Source organism: Acinetobacter pecorum (assembly GCF_014837015.1).
In the GTDB taxonomy this organism is placed as follows: Bacteria; Pseudomonadota; Gammaproteobacteria; order Pseudomonadales; family Moraxellaceae; genus Acinetobacter; species Acinetobacter pecorum.
Window position 1 is genome coordinate 81,071 of the sequence record NZ_JACSPT010000012.1, and the last position, 15,582, is coordinate 96,652.

The 15,582-nt window shown below is 35.6% G+C and carries 12 protein-coding genes; 8 read left to right on the forward strand and 4 right to left on the reverse strand.

Features of this window, described 5'->3' with window-relative positions; all coding sequences use genetic code 11:
* Nucleotides 1-15: 15 nt before the first annotated feature.
* The 3 genes from mobF to H9629_RS10395 are packed head-to-tail and all read right to left on the reverse strand — an operon-like array spanning nt 16 to nt 4,525.
* The gene (gene mobF, locus H9629_RS10385; protein WP_191731040.1) at nt 16-2,484 is read right to left on the reverse strand and encodes a MobF family relaxase; all 2,469 of its coding nucleotides are present in this window, start codon (nt 2,482-2,484) and stop codon (nt 16-18) included.
* Entirely contained in the window at nt 2,481-4,274 is a 1,794-nt protein-coding gene (locus H9629_RS10390) for a type IV secretion system DNA-binding domain-containing protein (RefSeq protein ID WP_191731041.1), read from the reverse strand. The genes mobF and H9629_RS10390 overlap by 4 nt, the downstream gene beginning before the upstream one ends.
* Nucleotides 4,271-4,525, reverse strand: coding sequence for a hypothetical protein (locus H9629_RS10395; RefSeq protein WP_191731042.1), 255 nt, complete (start codon nt 4,523-4,525; stop codon nt 4,271-4,273). The genes H9629_RS10390 and H9629_RS10395 overlap by 4 nt, the downstream gene beginning before the upstream one ends.
* Before the next feature lie 280 nt (nt 4,526-4,805).
* On the opposite strand from H9629_RS10395, the gene H9629_RS10400 reads away from it, so the two are divergent.
* The 5 genes from H9629_RS10400 to H9629_RS10420 are packed head-to-tail and all read left to right on the forward strand — an operon-like array spanning nt 4,806 to nt 11,945.
* Nucleotides 4,806-5,900, forward strand: coding sequence for a hypothetical protein (locus tag H9629_RS10400; protein ID WP_191731043.1), 1,095 nt, complete (start codon nt 4,806-4,808; stop codon nt 5,898-5,900).
* A gap of 48 nt (nt 5,901-5,948) precedes the next feature.
* Entirely contained in the window at nt 5,949-7,001 is a 1,053-nt protein-coding gene (locus H9629_RS10405) for a ComEC/Rec2 family competence protein (protein WP_191731044.1), read from the forward strand.
* The gene (locus H9629_RS10410; protein ID WP_225215783.1) at nt 6,985-8,298 is read left to right on the forward strand and encodes an ABC-three component system protein; all 1,314 of its coding nucleotides are present in this window, start codon (nt 6,985-6,987) and stop codon (nt 8,296-8,298) included. The genes H9629_RS10405 and H9629_RS10410 overlap by 17 nt, the downstream gene beginning before the upstream one ends.
* Nucleotides 8,282-8,821, forward strand: a complete 540-nt coding sequence (locus H9629_RS10415; RefSeq protein WP_191731045.1) for an ABC-three component system middle component 1 — start codon at nt 8,282-8,284, stop codon at nt 8,819-8,821. The genes H9629_RS10410 and H9629_RS10415 overlap by 17 nt, the downstream gene beginning before the upstream one ends.
* On the forward strand, nt 8,811-11,945 hold the full coding sequence (locus H9629_RS10420; protein ID WP_191731046.1) for an AAA family ATPase: 3,135 nt from the start codon (nt 8,811-8,813) through the stop codon (nt 11,943-11,945). Before H9629_RS10415 ends, H9629_RS10420 begins: the two co-directional genes overlap by 11 nt.
* 549 nt (nt 11,946-12,494) lie before the next feature.
* On the opposite strand, the gene H9629_RS10425 is transcribed toward H9629_RS10420, so the two are convergent.
* Nucleotides 12,495-12,710: a hypothetical protein gene (locus tag H9629_RS10425; protein ID WP_191731047.1), complete on the reverse strand. Its 216-nt coding sequence runs from the start codon at nt 12,708-12,710 to the stop codon at nt 12,495-12,497.
* Between the two features lie 452 nt (nt 12,711-13,162).
* Here H9629_RS10425 and H9629_RS10430 point away from each other — a divergent pair, with 452 nt between their 5' ends.
* The 3 genes from H9629_RS10430 (at nt 13,163) to H9629_RS10440 (ending at nt 15,504) form a co-directional block, all read left to right on the forward strand.
* Nucleotides 13,163-13,501, forward strand: a complete 339-nt coding sequence (locus H9629_RS10430) for a helix-turn-helix domain-containing protein (RefSeq protein WP_191731048.1) — start codon at nt 13,163-13,165, stop codon at nt 13,499-13,501.
* 310 nt (nt 13,502-13,811) lie between these two features.
* The gene (locus H9629_RS10435; protein ID WP_191731049.1) at nt 13,812-14,984 is read left to right on the forward strand and encodes a hypothetical protein; all 1,173 of its coding nucleotides are present in this window, start codon (nt 13,812-13,814) and stop codon (nt 14,982-14,984) included.
* Between the two features lie 325 nt (nt 14,985-15,309).
* The gene (locus H9629_RS10440; protein WP_225215784.1) at nt 15,310-15,504 is read left to right on the forward strand and encodes a hypothetical protein; all 195 of its coding nucleotides are present in this window, start codon (nt 15,310-15,312) and stop codon (nt 15,502-15,504) included.
* Nucleotides 15,505-15,582: the final 78 nt, after the last annotated feature.

The following is a 15,582-nucleotide window of genomic DNA, read 5'->3' on the forward strand; positions in this document are numbered from 1 at the left end:
ACTCACCAGAAATTCTTATAATTCAATTTGTTGTTCAGATTCAGATACTAAGACATAATCAAGGCTGGTATCTTTTTGTCTTGATCGTCCCATTTTTTGCTCAAGCTGTGTTTCAATTTCTGAGCTGCAATAAAAATGTGTTCGTTCTCTAGCACGACTGGCAGCAACATAACTCCATTCCCGATCCATCATTGAATCTGACCCCAATACAAACGCTCGATCAACAGTCATTCCTTGGGCTTTATGCACAGATAGGGCATAAGCATGATCAATTGAGGAATAAGCCGACCTTATGTTTTCATCATCAGTTAGACTGAATTCCACTGTTTGACCATCTTCACTTTCAACCTGAAATTGCCAATAACCATCTTTGTTAATCTGAATCTGCTTTAATGTTCCCACATCACCATTAGTAATCCCCAACTTTCGTGCATTTTTACAAAATAGAATTTGATCACCTATCGCAAAAGTACGAAATGAATGCACATTATTATGGATGGTTTCAACTTCACAGCTTGCACCTAGCAGCCCGAAACTCTGCATTTTTAAACGTGCAGCTTGGTTGAGTTGGTATAAATCGGCTCTTGTTCCTGCCATCATCAAAGTTGACGCAAAAGGTTGCTCTAGCTTGGCTTTCCACCAGTCCTCAACTAAATTTTGTATTACCTTTTCTTGAGTGGGTTGTACATGCAGATTCCCTTGTTTACGCATAGCTTCTAATGCTTGCTCACTTTGACCTATGGCAAGCTGCATAACAATCTTTCGATCTTCTAGCATTTTTTGTCTCTGAATATTTTGCAGTGAGACATAACCTAAATTTTCTGTTAATAATCGGAACACACCGCCTGCGTCAATTGGTTGTAATTGCTGATGATCACCAACCAAAACTACTTTGGCTTGTGCTTGTTCTGCATGATCAAGTATTTGTGTCAACTGTCTTGCCCCAACCATGCTAGCTTCATCAATCACCAATACAGTTTTATTGGTCAATACTATTTTTTCAGTATTAAGTTGATGAATCAATGAATGCAAAGTTTGAGATGGGATATCCGTAGATTCTTGCAGGCCTTGAGCTGCTTTTGCGGCTAGGGCTGCACCTCTTACATCCAAACCTTGCTGTTCCCAAGCTAGATGTGCAACACCTAACAGATAGCCTTTTCCTGTGCCAGCCATGCCTTGCACAATTTTCACACCACCTTTTTCAGTAATAATATGCTCAAATGCCCGTTGTTGTTCTTTGGTCAAATTTGCATGTTTAATCAAGAGTGGGTCTATAACAATTTGATGCTGCGTTTCATATTGCCTATGTTTCGCTTGATCAAGTAAATGCTGTTCTAAAGCCAGTTGCGTTTGAGTGGTAAAGCGCAACTCGCTTTGATTAAGACCGCGATCTAGCTTGGGGTTAATAGAGTGCAATCGTACCAATTCGGGATCATGCAATATTTTCTCAACATATTGATTTACACCTTCAGCATGGAGATGACCTTGGCTTGCAACGGCCACCGCATAATAAAGTTGCTGTGGTGTAAAGGTAGACATTTGTTGATGTAGCTCACCAAATATTTCCATTGGATTGAGCAATGAATTTTCCATTGATTGAAAACTTTGGCATTGCTGTACCAAATCAGGTTCATAACCTAATGATGCTGCCTCAGCTTGCCATTGTTGAAACAATACAAAACGTGAAATTTCATCTGCTTTCTTGCCACGGGTTGCAAAAGTGGCAATCTGCATACCTTGTGCACTGGTTACGCCATATTTTTCTGCTTGTTCAACGATAGCATTTCTACGTTTAGAAAAAGCATCACACAAATCTTTCGGTATTCCTTTGATTGAAAATGATTTATTTACCTCTGGTTCAACCTGAAAACCTAGTCTTTGTAATTGGTGTGACAATTCAGCACGATAGACTGCACCTGTCGCTTGCTTCCAACGTGAATCAAAATCAATAGCGCATACAGAACTGTCTACTCGTAAGCCGAGATTAGCCACCAGAACATGGGTATGTAAGTGAGGATCTTGCGTACGGCTTGTGCTATGTTCGTAAGCAGCAGCAATGATATGATGAATAGACCCCGAATTTTCCCCACGATCTCGACTGCTAAATGCGTGTTGTTCCAAGAACTTAATCCCTGCTTCAACTGATTTTTTTTGTGCTGCTTGTATAGCTGTACGAGTTTCTTGATCAGCTAATGCCCATATAACACTCACACTTTTTGGGGCAGAAAATGTCATATCCCAGCCGCCTTTGTGGTCAATTCCAGCATTTGAGGCCAAAGCCTCACCCGATATAGGGTGATAGCCTTGTAGCATTTTTCCTAATTCACCTGAGCTCACTTCACCATTCAGGTATAGTGTGGATCGTAATTGGCCAAGCCAATATCCAGATGGCTCACCACCCAATTCATAGTAATCTTCGGTTGCCAAACTCTCATAATATTGTACAGCTTGCTCACTGTTAGATATGGATTTAAAACTCATCATGTCTCGTCTTGGAGCTTGTTAGATTTTTTGATCAATCGTTTTTTACCTGAAGAAACAGCTTCTAGAGCATGATCTGCCACATCTGCAACAGGTATCTGGTCAATCCATTCTGCCAGTTCTACACCTTCACGGATTTTTTCAAATTTTTTGATCGGCCAAGTGAGTCGAAGTACAGCATCCCACCCCGTAATGGTCATCCAACCTTGAATGCCATGCTGTAAAGTAGGTTGAGGTAATTGAGAAATTTCAGACGGTGAAACAAGACGCTGTGACTGTGTGAGCGGGATTCGATTTCCATTTTCGTCAAAATCTTCGGTGAAAATTTCTCGATCACCAATCAATTTAGAAGCGAAGTCAGCTCCTGTGCCTGATCCCATACTTAAAATCAGTTTGGTTTGCATCATGCCGATTAAAGAGTTGACTTCATGCTGACCATACTGATCGACCAGTAAATCGAAATCTTGAACCCCTAGCCAGATACAAGCGCCTTTCGATCTTCCAAGTGCAGCAAGATTTTTCAATTGCTCGATATATGGTACTTGTGCAATCTCATCTAGAATAAAATGGATTCGACGTGTAGATGAGTCTGTAAATGTTGGTGATAAAATTAGTTTACTGAGAACATTTAACAATGCACAAATGTAAGCATCACTAATTAAAGGAAATGCTTTACTCACTTGCAATAACAAAATTGGCTTTTCTTCAGACTCGTCACAAATCCATTTCCTCAAGCTAAATCCATCGATGGATGTAGGCCAAGCCTGTGCAAATTGGCGTAAAAAAGATAAGTTTGCAATTAAAGTAAAATCCACACTATCCGATGATTTACTATCTTCACGAAAAATTTTGAGTCCAATTGGATAATATTGTTTGAATGCAGCAATTACCTGCTCACGTGACCATTCAAGGCACTGTGCTAAATGTTTCCAGCCCCAATGCATACCGTGTTTTTGTTGCAGACAAACAATAAAGCCAATCAGTGCTACCCGACTTGCATCTGAAAAAACCGCATTATCACCTTTAATGGTTGGGATTAAGGCATGAGCAAGTAATCCAGCATCTAATTCCGTTCGTATATCTTGGCCAATATCCCAGGCTACACCACGAGAATCCCAGGGTGCGATTATAAGTGATTGGCTTTCATCTAAAATTTCTGTGAAATCGCCTTTATTATCTAACAAACAGATTTTTGCATATGGCTGTTGTTCTAACATATCAAGCATCATCTGCTTCATAATCTGTGTCTTACCTGCGCTCGGTGCACCAATAAGAGCAAGGCCTCTCGTTTCTATACCAACAGGCAAACGAATTCGTGTATGGATCAGCATACCTATAGGCAAATCAGCTGATTGAATTTTCTTATCAAGAACTTTTACTTTACGTTGTGCATAACTGACAGCTTCTGTGCCAGACAACAGTATATTTCCTCTTGCATGATACTGGTCGCGAGGTTTAGCACATACATAACCAAGAAAACCTGAAGCAGGTAGTGCTAGAACTAATGGCGTGTAAAAATGACAGTAAAACAATGTTTTGTAACCATAGACATCAAGCATTGCTGCAATATCTAGCCATGCTTTAGTCTGGATACCGAGTGTAGACAATGTGCATCCCCATAGAGCTTTTGCTAATAACGGCCAATTTGTCCACTTGAGGTCCCGTGTGAATGGGATTTGCACATTCCACGAGAGGTATTCAAGTGCAACAGAAATTACCAAAAAAGTAATACCAGTAACGGCTAAGCCTTCTTCAATTTTCCATTCTTGCTTTGTATTTAGTGCATTCTTCATGCATTTTCTCCATTCTCGCTGTCAAACTCATTGAGCTTACTGATGATTTGATTCTGTCCTCGGTGTAACAGCTTCACTTGGGTTTCAATATCTACAAGTTTTTCTAAGAGCTGATCTTTGTTGCTTGACTGGCTTTTTGCCAATGTGTGACGGATTACATCAGCTACGGTAACGGCCTCACGTTCTGCCTGGCGTTCAAGTGCAGTTGCCAGAGCCAAAGGTATACGCACAGCGACAGGCTTAGTTTTCATAAGCACCTCTCAGATGTAACTGTGTAACAGTGAATAAGGCTTTGAATTGGCAAGCTAACTTAGTAGTATGTTTACAGCTAGAACTAAGATTTACGGTATCCATCCCAGTCATGGGCGTCCCGTGTACGACTATTCTCAAATCAATTTCATTTGGGCATTTGTTTGTTTTATTCATAAGTGCTCATTGCGTTATTTAGATGAGTTGAGCTTATTTTTTTAATTTTTGTGGCTCTATGCGATTATTCGGAAAATTGCTTTTAATTTTTATCAGGAATAAAAAATGGGATTTGAACAATATAAAAATGCATTTTTTGAAACGGGATTAATTGAAAATGCATGTCGAGCAAATTGTGAAAATGAATTGCTCACATTAAAAAAATTCTTAAAAGAAAATGATGTTATTGTTCTAAAAATGGCAAGATCAGGGTTTAGTAAACAGAGTATCTTGATCGAATTTTGCAAAATATTTTTAGATAAATTTAATTATTATCTTGAAAAATTTCCAATAATTAAATATGAGTTAGATCAAAAAGATATATCTCATAACCTCGTTGAAGAGCTGACTAAGAAGTCGACATGCCATGATTTTTCTGAATCTATTTATCAAATTTATAATCAACATGCTTTATCTGTAGATAATTTTTCTTTGTTGCAAAATCAAAATGAAGAGTCTAAACAGTGGATTCAAGCTCTTGAGTTTTTAAATCTCATCTATGAGATTACTCATTTGTTATCAAAAGGCCAATTACTAGATAAGAATGATGATGAACATCATAGAATTCATACTCGTAGACCTCAAATTGATTGGTGTGAATTTTGTTTTAGACGTGTGAAATCAATTGGTGAACAACGGCCTCTAAAATCTTTATCCAATATTCATGACCAAATATTTCGTGAAAATAAATCAAGGAAAACAAATCAACTATTGTGCAAGCAGCACGAGTCTAGTAAAGCGAATGATAGTAAATATCGAAGCGCAAAAAAAATAGTGAATAATTTATCACTTGAAGATATAAAATCGATTGATGAAATACGTGCTTTTAGACGTTTTCATGAAGTAAGTATATTTAATAAAGAAATAAATATTTCAGCATTTGAAGAACAATGGCAAGTAAATAAATCGATATGGTTAAAATATCTCAAAGATTTATGCCCCTTTATAGATGTTGCCGATATTTCAACATGGGCAGAATATACGCATAAATTCCATAAATCACTACAAAATGATTTAGAAACCACTAACAATCCCACAATAATTCAAGATATTTATTTTGAGGCAAAACTTTGGGATGATTTTAAAAAGCGCCATCTAAAGTTAGACAAGAGAAGAAAGGGGGCTGAAAGCGTATTTTCAGTAAATGGGATCAATCAGTAAAATCAGAAAAACTATCTAATTGGACGTTATACAGGAACAAAGGTAATTATGGGTATTGTTGTACGTATTCTTAAAGCAAATCATGGGGACTGTATCTTAATTAGTCATGAAGGATTATCTGGTGCTTTTAATATATTGATTGATGGAGGACCATCTACTACCTTCAGGTATGGTCCAAGAAAACGCTTTCCGGGAGCATTATGCACCGCTCTTGATGATCTGAAAGAGAAAGGGCAGAATATTGATTTAGCTATTTTAACTCATATTGACGACGATCATATTCATGGTTTAATAAAAGCTTTTGAAAAACCTGACTATCTTGGCCAACTTGTTAAATTAATTTGGTTCAACTCATCTCATTTAATTACACGTTATTTTAATGTTCCCGAGATTTTGGAAAATAATATTTTATTAGCTAATGATTCACCACAAACAAGCGTTCAACAAGGGAGGGATTTTGAGAGTTTGCTTGATGAAGTAGGTTGTAGTCGAGCCCCTCTTATATTATCAGGACAAGTTTATAACTTAGGGCCATTCACTTTGAGAATATTATCACCAGAACGAACTCAACTTGAGAAGCTATTACACAAGTGGCCAACTGAAGTCGAATTAGGTGCAACTTCATCTTATAAGAATGATTACAATCTTTCTTTAGAAGATATTTGGGCTGAGGATAATTTTGTTGCAGACCAATCTATTTATAATGGGAGTTCTATTGCATTTCTTCTAGAAGCTGAAGGAAAGAAAATGCTTTTTCTTGGAGATGCTCATGATCATGTCGTCGTCAATAATCTGAGAGCCTTGGGCTATAGCAATGATAATAAGCTTACAGCGGATCTAGTGAAAATTTCTCATCATGGTAGCCATTACAACACAAGTAATGAGTTTCTCTCTCTGTTAGATTCGCCACGCTACGTTATTTCCACTGATGGGAAAAAACACGGTCTGCCAAATAAGAGAACGATTGCACGGATTATTAAAGAAACAGAAGGTAAAATTTTTTTTAATTACAGTCATGTTGTCACTCCACTGCTTTTGGCTAATGAAGCTAAGGATTATTCCTCTCGCCTAGAAGTGCTTGATAATGAAATCAGATTCTAAGACTACAATCTATGAAATAATGCAGTCCTACTGTGTTAGGGTTAATGGTGGTAGTGGTGTATTAGTCAATGCCATGACCAAAGAGTATTCCTATGTTTTAACGGCCGCTCATGTAATTAAAGATTTTCTTGAACATGAGGTTATTGATTTTCAGGGTAACAATCTTGAAGTCTTAGGTGTGCTCAAATATTCTGAAGATTACGACCCAGTAACTTCTTTATATGATTATGCAATTTTAAAAGTTAGTTATCAGTCATACGTTGAACAAAAAATTCTTGCTGCTTCAGATTTACTACACCGTACTGATCTAACATTAGTAGGTTGTCCAACAACAGAGCGAACTAGTCAAGATCCAATAAAGTTTTATGATGGACATATGACTAATGTGACCAATGACCTTATCATTTTTACAATTGATGTTATTCCTGGTAAGCCTACAATTAGTGGTATGTCTGGTGGAGGGCTTTACAATATTCGAGATGGACTAGCATTCCTTGTTGGTGTTGAATTCCAAATGGACAGTATTGACCAAGATCAGCAATATGGTCGAGTGCAATGTCATAGTCTAGTGAAATTTGAAGAAATCATAAAAATACATGAATGTGCCCCAATAATCCCAGCTCATTTAGAATGTTTTTCAATATTGCGGGAGAAGACATTTGTATTCAATGTCATTGATCCAAACAATACCCATAATTTGAAAATAGCGTTAGAGAAGTTTGCCGATTCGCTAATAATAAAGGAGATGCCTCCGCCTTATGAAATCATGGGGCAATATGATTTACAGCTACTTGTTGATTTAAATCAGACTGAAGAACTTAAATCACGAGATTTATGGGTTGCGTATTTAGAATATTTAGTTATTTGTGCTCTGATTGACAATGTTGGGATTACAAATGCTGATTATATAAAAAGTATAGAGAGAAAGCGTAGATTATTATACAGCAGTAATAGCCGGAATTGGATCAGTAACTTAGAAGAATTGCTTAAAACAGCGCGTAGACTTTTAGATAAAGATGGCACACTTATAATTGCATCACCAGATAAAGCAGCTAGACTTCTACCGCCAAATTTTGAACTTAGTAGAGTGATAAATGACATTTCTAATGTGCCAGACCAAGGTCCTTTCTCAATCGATACGGTTGAAACATCTATTTACAATAGTTTCACTCTGACTCATTTAGAAGCGCTGCACAACTGCTGTGTGATAAATAGTGAGTTTGAATATAAAGCTTTACCTTCGGGAATAGAACAATTGAGATTATTTAAGGATAAGCTTAATGAAATTATTAAGTGATGAGTTCGACCTAAGTTTTCTATGCACACAATATGAGAACATGCATTTCCATATGTTTCGTTCAGATGATCATCTTTCCTTTATATCGTGCATAGTATGTTTATGTGATAAATCAGAAGATATAGTTGAACATTGGCGGGCTATTCAGAATATGGTTTATGTTCACAATCAACCTTCAAAAGGGTTGGCAGCATGGAATGTCTATTTAGTTTTTGTAACAACTGGTGGAATCCCTACTTGGCAAAAATATGAAATAGAAAATAATAAGTTTGTTGCGCGTAAGATCATACTCGATTCATTTGCAGAAATACCTAGTATTGAGCAATTGGGTATTGAGTTAGAGAAACAATTATTAGGTTCTGATTTAAAGCTCAATGCACTAGTTAATGAAACTGTAGAGCTTGAGTTGCCTTTGAAAGAATATTTCCGTGGTGCACCATTAGACTCAAAACCTGAGTCTAGAGAAAGACGCACTTTAATGATCAATAACATAATTGAGCTTTTTAACCAGAATGAAAATTAAAAAAGTTGAAATCCAGGCATTTCGTGCTTACAAAACAAAGGAAGATGGGACGTTTGATTTTACGAATGATGGTGAAGTCCCTTCTAACTTTGTAGCAATTTATGCACCAAATGGTTTTGGTAAAAGCTCTTTCTATGATGCAGTTGAGTGGGCAGTTACTAATCATTTGGAAAGGATTAGTGGGGAATATAATAAATCTAATTTTGAAAGTGCTGCTAGGTCTACCAAAGATCCTAATGAGGCGCAAAAAATCCTGCGCAATAAATATGCAGACAAAACATTGACTACAAAGGTCGTGGTTTCTACAACCAGACCATCACATTTTGAGCGAGAGTTACCCCAGCTTCGTAAGAATCAGCGGGATACACGGATTGGAGGTAATCGCTTAATTGAAAATGAGTTTTTCAGACGTGTAATTCTAAGCCAAGATGAAATTGATAGATTTCTAAGAGAAGCAAATCCTCATGATCGTTATATTAAGTTTATAGAAAGTTTTGGGGGTGATTTTGAAACCGCTCGTAAGGAATTATCTGTACTCATTAATGATAATGAGGTAGAGCTAAGAGAGCTCAAAAAAAGGAGTGATTTTCTCCTCAGTGAAATAAAACAACCTATTGATATTTCAGTATTTGATCATTTTAACTCAGTTGCTACTGAACTTAATGCTATAGGTGAGAATATTACCTTACCTGATGAAAGTTTTACATCTCAGAGAGCGAATTACCTTAACGCTAGCCTTGTATCACGACAGCATGAACTGAATACGTTATATCATTCAAATACTAAAACATTAGGAGAGATTGTTGATAGTTTTGAAACGCTGCCGACAATTGAGCTCCATATCAGCAATATTGAAGAGCAAAAGACTCAGCATAATAGAATATTAAAAGGGGTTGTTGATGCTGACAAATATCAGGTACTGTTAAATTCTTATGAACAATGTATAGCAGATCAGAAAAAAACACATATGCATCTAATGCACATTCTTGGAATCTCTGAGAATATTGACTCTTTTTTACAAACAGATGCATACCTTTTCGACTCAACTTCGAAGCAAAAAGAACTAAATGAGAACCTGTCTAAAAGCTCAGTCCAACTAGCAAATCTTAAAGAAAAGCTACATGAACTGAACAACAGCCTTAAGACTGCTGATGATAGAGCTTTGTTTTTAAGAAATTCTATAGAAAATGCAGGCCCTGTCTATATAGAGCTTTCAAATAATCAAGCTCGTATAGGCGTTCTACTAAAGCAAATCTCCGATAAAAATATTTCAATCCAAATAGATAAGGCTTTATATGAGGAGCTATCTCGTTTATTAAGTGAGATATCAGCACTAAAAATTACATCTAATTTATTATTGGAAGGAGATGTAAAGGGGTTGATTTTCGATCAAGAAAAAATTAAACAATTGACGAGATCTCATGCTGACCTCAGTTTAATCAATGCGCATAGTCAGGCTATTCATACCACTCAGAAAGCTTTAACTGAACAGATGAAATTACATGAACAGCTGATTTCCATCGGTTTAGATTATCTAAGTATAAAGCCTTCTAATATTTGCCCACTGTGCACATTTCCCCACCCATCTGTCGATGTATTAGTAGAAAAGCTTAAGAACCAGAATTTACTGTCTGAATTAAGTCTGGAGAACTCTCAAAAGTTGTCACTTGCTTCGATACGTCAGAAAGAACTCCTAACAATTGTCGAAACCATTACAGAACAAGCTATTGAAGCACAAGGTCAACAATTAAATAGTCTGCATGCAAAGCTGGCAGAAGTTAGTAAGAGGCTAGCTCAAACCGAGCTAGATATATCTACTGAGAAGGCAGAATATAAGACTTTAGAAAATAGAATTGTTGAACTAGAAAATTCAGTTTGGGGGCTTTCACATGACGAGCTAGTTTCTCGTGCTGAAGCGGAGCTTAAAGAGCTTACAATAAAGCGATCAAATCTAATTGATCAACAAGGTCAATTTTTAGCTCAAATCACATTACTTACCGATAGTGTCAAAGCTAAAGGCTCTGAGTTGCAAACATTAATTGCTGAGGCAGAGATAAAATGTAATGAAAATTCTTACGTTATCGTACAAGCATATCTCAATGAGAATGCCATTTCTGTTTCAGATATCAAACAGCATTGCGAGAAGAGAAGAAAAGAGCTTGAGAGTGAGTTACTCAAATATAAAGTTATTGAAAAATCTCTAATTGATCAGTGCACTGATTTAAAAAATAGAATGATGCTAGAAGGCACATGGACGGATTTTTCTTTGTTGAAACTACAGAAGGAAACTATAGAAGGAAATCTAGCTCGTTCTCAATCATCAATTAATGCTTTTCATGAGAGTTTAGCCAATATTATTATTTTTCATCCAGAAGATACATTGGAAAAAATTAAAGCGCTACTTATTAAGGGAATTGAAGAGTGTCGGATCCGCACTCAAGATATTGAAAAGCGTTTAAATGGTATTCAATTACTCGTAAAGCAAATGAATTTATTTGCCCCCTATATTAAACGTATGTCTATCAAGGAAGAACTTCTCACGATTAAAAAGCATCAAGAACAACGCAATCAAGTTCGTAAGGTTTTGCAAGCGCAAATGGATATAATTGTGAATAAACTCAAAGTGCTTATTAATAATTTTTTCTACGAAGATCTTATTAATTCGATATATCGTAAGCTAGATCCACATCCATTCTTTAAAAAAGTTGGCTTCCAAGTAGATTTTGATTCATCAGATAAACCAGGCCTCAATATTGTGGTAAGTGATGAAAAAGAAAAAATAATATCTCCAATCCTTTATTTTAGTAGTGCTCAGACTAATATTCTCAGTTTGAGCGTATTTTTAGCAAGTGCACTACATGCAAAAGATGATGAGGGCCAACCTATAGATGTCATTATGATTGATGATCCAATCCAATCAATGGATTCTATAAATATACTTTCGACGATTGATCTTTTGCGTAGTATCTGCTTGCAGTTTGATAAACAAATTATTATCTCTACGCATGATGAAAATTTCTTTGGTTTACTCCAACGCAAAATTCCAGTTCAGATTTTAGGGTCAAAATTCTGGCGATTGGAAAAGTTTGGTGTAGCCGTTCCAGTCGATCCGTTAGTTAACTAGGTTTTACAGATGAAATCTGAACAATTTCTTATACCATTCTTTAACAGTTTATTATATTGATTTGCATCATTTTTATTTATATCTCTAAACACATCATAATTTGATGCTACAGAATGTCCAATCAATAAAAACAGCCTTAAATTGAAAAAATTATTCAATATGAGTGTGTCAAATTTGTGTCAACTTAATCTTAATATGTAGTGATGTAACATTGGTTTAAGTTGTATTTTTTGTAGGGCAAGCATTGTAAGTGATTGATAAATAAAACTATAAAGTTTGGTTTTGGTGACTCATAATCCGTTGGTCGACAGTTCAAGTCTGTCTGGGCCCACCATATAAAACAACCGCTTAGGTGCATTAATCCTAAGCGGTTTTTTAATTTTAAAATTCATGTAAGCATTATGTAAGCAATAAATAGCGATGCTAAAATTTGATAAGAGTGATTGGTTGAGTGATAAACCTTCAATTTTTGAAGGTAGGGATTTTAAAATCTTCAACAATTTCAAAATGAAGTCTCTAAATAATCTCTTTTTAATGTTTAAGAGGGTGCTAAAGCCCGACCAAATTCCGTATATCAGTCAGTCGCCATTTGGCCCCCTTGGTTGTCATAACAGGTTTTAAATCTCCCTTGCCACGACTTGCCCATACTCTCAATGTATTTGGTTTTAACCCAAGAATAATAGCGGCATCATTCGTACACACTAAGCTAGTACCTGAAGCGATTAATTGAGTTAAACGTTCCTCTGGTCTTAATTCGATGCTCATCTATTTATTCCCGTTGAATCTTTTCACTAAATGTCTATCTCGATGTCTACATTTTCGCTTCCCAGTAAATTTGAAAATAACTGAAGGATTCGCCCAATTGGTCGGAGATAATACTGGTTCTAAAAGAACAGCTATGGATTTATTTTCCATGTGCATATCTTGATATTGTTCCTTAAAATGATTTTAAAAATTATTGATGGTTAGGTGTAAATTGCCCTAAACATAAACCGTCATGTGAAAACTTATCACATGAATATTTTTTAAAATTAGTTTCGTGGAAAACTTCAGAAAAATGGTTAATCTCTAATTTAGTTTGAAACTTAAAATTTTTGTACTAATTCGTTGTTTATTGTTATTGAGCCAAATAGCGAAAATAGGATATGTTCTAAAGTTACTAAAATTAAACTTTAATCGTTATTTCAGCTATCTAAGTCCTATATAGGTAACTTTACATGACACATTATAATTCTAAGACTGCGTATGCTTGGGCGATTGAATTAGGACAAAGGTTACAAAGAGCAAGATTGAATTTAAATCTCACACAACTTGAAGTAGCACAACGAACAGGTGTGTCTAGAAAAGTTGTGATGAATGCAGAAGCAGGGCAGGTCAGTTTAGAAAACTTGATCGCGATTTTAATGACATTAGATCTACTGGATCATCTAGATTCATTTTTGCCTGAACAGCCATTTTCACCAATACAGCTATTGAAACTACGAGGTAAGGTCAGACAAAGAGCAAGTCGTAAAAGTGATAAAAATTCACAAAAGGATGATGGTTTAGGTTGGTGAATAGTTGTGTAAGTTAGCATAAATAATTTTTTTCAATTTTTTATATTTCAAAGAAAATCTATTTTGATTTATATGATTGTAATTTTCAAAAATAATGTTAAATTAAAAACAAGGTCGCCTACCGTACTTACGCATGAGTAGAAAAGGGGTTGAGTTTTATTGGTTTAATTTTACAAACCACATCTATATTTTAATTTTCTTAAGCATCAACTCGTTTGGTTCTTAGCATTTAAACATGCGTTGCTATAAGTCATATGACACCAAGAAATTCTTTGAACAAAAGAATTTAGAGTTTGCTGTAGAGAAAATTATGTCTATTCAAGATTTCGCATTTAAATTATCAAAAAAAATTCAGGAACAGCATTCTGTAAAGATTAGTCGTTCGCATATTTATGAATTAATCGCTTTAAATCAAGGCTGTAAAACGTACAATTCATTTGTAAGTCAAAATCTAATTATCCAAGTCCAATATGATGATTCTGAAGAATATTATCAGCATGATCTCGTCAATGCATTAAGCTTAGAAATATTTAAAAACCCACCTGAATCAGACTATTCGAATTATGATGAAGATGATCTACATTGGGATGACTATGAAGGTCGTCAATTACTAGATCAAATCAAAAATCTTATCACTCGTTTGCAAATTTTATCGAAATTAGATCTTCCAGAAGAGATTCACTTTTCGATCGCTAAAACTGTCTATCAGGAGCTTTTATATCTAAATATAGAAGTTATAAATTTTAGAGTGATGCGAGAAAGTTTGAGTCATGTTTGCTTTGATAATGGATTACTGAATACATTTGAACTTGGGGATGAGTCTGACTATGAGTATTTTGAAGATGAGGAATTTGAGTTCAATACAATAGAAAAATATCTTGAGACTATATTGTCTTATGCAAAAGATCGTAAGAATCTTGATGCCTATGCATTGGTTGCTGGATATTATCGTTACCTAGCGAATCAAATTGCGCCTTATGGTCGAAATGGTTCGAATTTCGGTAGTCGTTGGGATAATGACAAACAAAAATATATAAAATCTGAGGAAACTACAAAGAATAAAGAAAAATATGACGAATATATAAAACAAGCTGAATTTTACGAATCGTATATCAAAAATTGTCCATTGAGTATTGCGGAAATAAATTTTGATGCAGATGAGGATGAGGTCTATCAGCAGATGTTGTATCTATGCAATCAAGGTGACACTGAGGCAATTGAACACTTCCTTTACCAAAGACTATTTAAGAATACTGGTGAAGCATGGCTATATATTTATCTAGCTCAGTTATGTGATGTTGATTTTACGCAAGATGATTTACGAGCTTACAATGCCTATACAGGCGAAGCATATGATGACTATGGACCTATGGAAGTTGCAGGTCGTGAAGCAATTCAATATGTCATTAACTTACCTGATTTGCCAGAAGCTCAAGATGCTTTAGCAAGAAAAATTGCAAATGAACTATTTGAGAAAATTTAATCTTTAAACAGGTTTCAAAGTTAATAAAAATCCCATTTTTAAATGGGATTTTTTAATTGGATTACCGCTTTTAATCAGTCTATAAAAAAATTAGCGAAAAAACTCTAAAACACCACCAAAACTGATCCGTAATTTTGTTCTTTGCTAATGTCATAAAAATCCGTGATGGGAATAAGCAAGCCTACCTGTACATACAAAATTCTTCGAATTTTTTATGTACAGGGCTTGTTAGGAGGGAAACCCTCCTAAGACCTCCCAGCCCATCACAGATGGGCAAGTCAACTTCGTTGACTTAAAAGCAAAAACCAAAGAATGGTTAGCGTGATTGTATATGAGAAGTAAAACCAAAAATTTTAGACTTACTCCATTGCAGCTAGAGCAGTTGGAGCTGCACATTGAAAAAGAACGTACCAACTTTACTGACTTTATTCATTCCTTAATTCAACGTGAAGTGATGCATGATGCTGTTACGGTTCGAGGAATGATTGATGAGAAGAAAGAGCCGAGTGATGTGTGCTGAAAAAACAGGAGGTTTTAACTTGGTAAACTATAGACACTCATCAGGAGTTTACCATGAGCAAGAAACAGAAGACTTACA

Excerpts from the sequence above, each read along its gene's own strand:
- mobF (WP_191731040.1), bottom strand. The coding sequence starts at position 2,484 with ATGATGAGTTTTAAATCCATATCTAACAGTGAGCAAGCTGTACAATAT.
- H9629_RS10390 (WP_191731041.1), bottom strand. The coding sequence starts at position 4,274 with ATGAAGAATGCACTAAATACAAAGCAAGAATGGAAAATTGAAGAAGGC.
- H9629_RS10395 (WP_191731042.1), bottom strand. The coding sequence starts at position 4,525 with ATGAAAACTAAGCCTGTCGCTGTGCGTATACCTTTGGCTCTGGCAACT.
- H9629_RS10400 (WP_191731043.1), top strand. The coding sequence starts at position 4,806 with ATGGGATTTGAACAATATAAAAATGCATTTTTTGAAACGGGATTAATT.
- H9629_RS10405 (WP_191731044.1), top strand. The coding sequence starts at position 5,949 with ATGGGTATTGTTGTACGTATTCTTAAAGCAAATCATGGGGACTGTATC.
- H9629_RS10410 (WP_225215783.1), top strand. The coding sequence starts at position 6,985 with ATGAAATCAGATTCTAAGACTACAATCTATGAAATAATGCAGTCCTAC.
- H9629_RS10415 (WP_191731045.1), top strand. The coding sequence starts at position 8,282 with ATGAAATTATTAAGTGATGAGTTCGACCTAAGTTTTCTATGCACACAA.
- H9629_RS10420 (WP_191731046.1), top strand. The coding sequence starts at position 8,811 with ATGAAAATTAAAAAAGTTGAAATCCAGGCATTTCGTGCTTACAAAACA.
- H9629_RS10425 (WP_191731047.1), bottom strand. The coding sequence starts at position 12,710 with ATGAGCATCGAATTAAGACCAGAGGAACGTTTAACTCAATTAATCGCT.
- H9629_RS10430 (WP_191731048.1), top strand. The coding sequence starts at position 13,163 with ATGACACATTATAATTCTAAGACTGCGTATGCTTGGGCGATTGAATTA.
- H9629_RS10435 (WP_191731049.1), top strand. The coding sequence starts at position 13,812 with ATGTCTATTCAAGATTTCGCATTTAAATTATCAAAAAAAATTCAGGAA.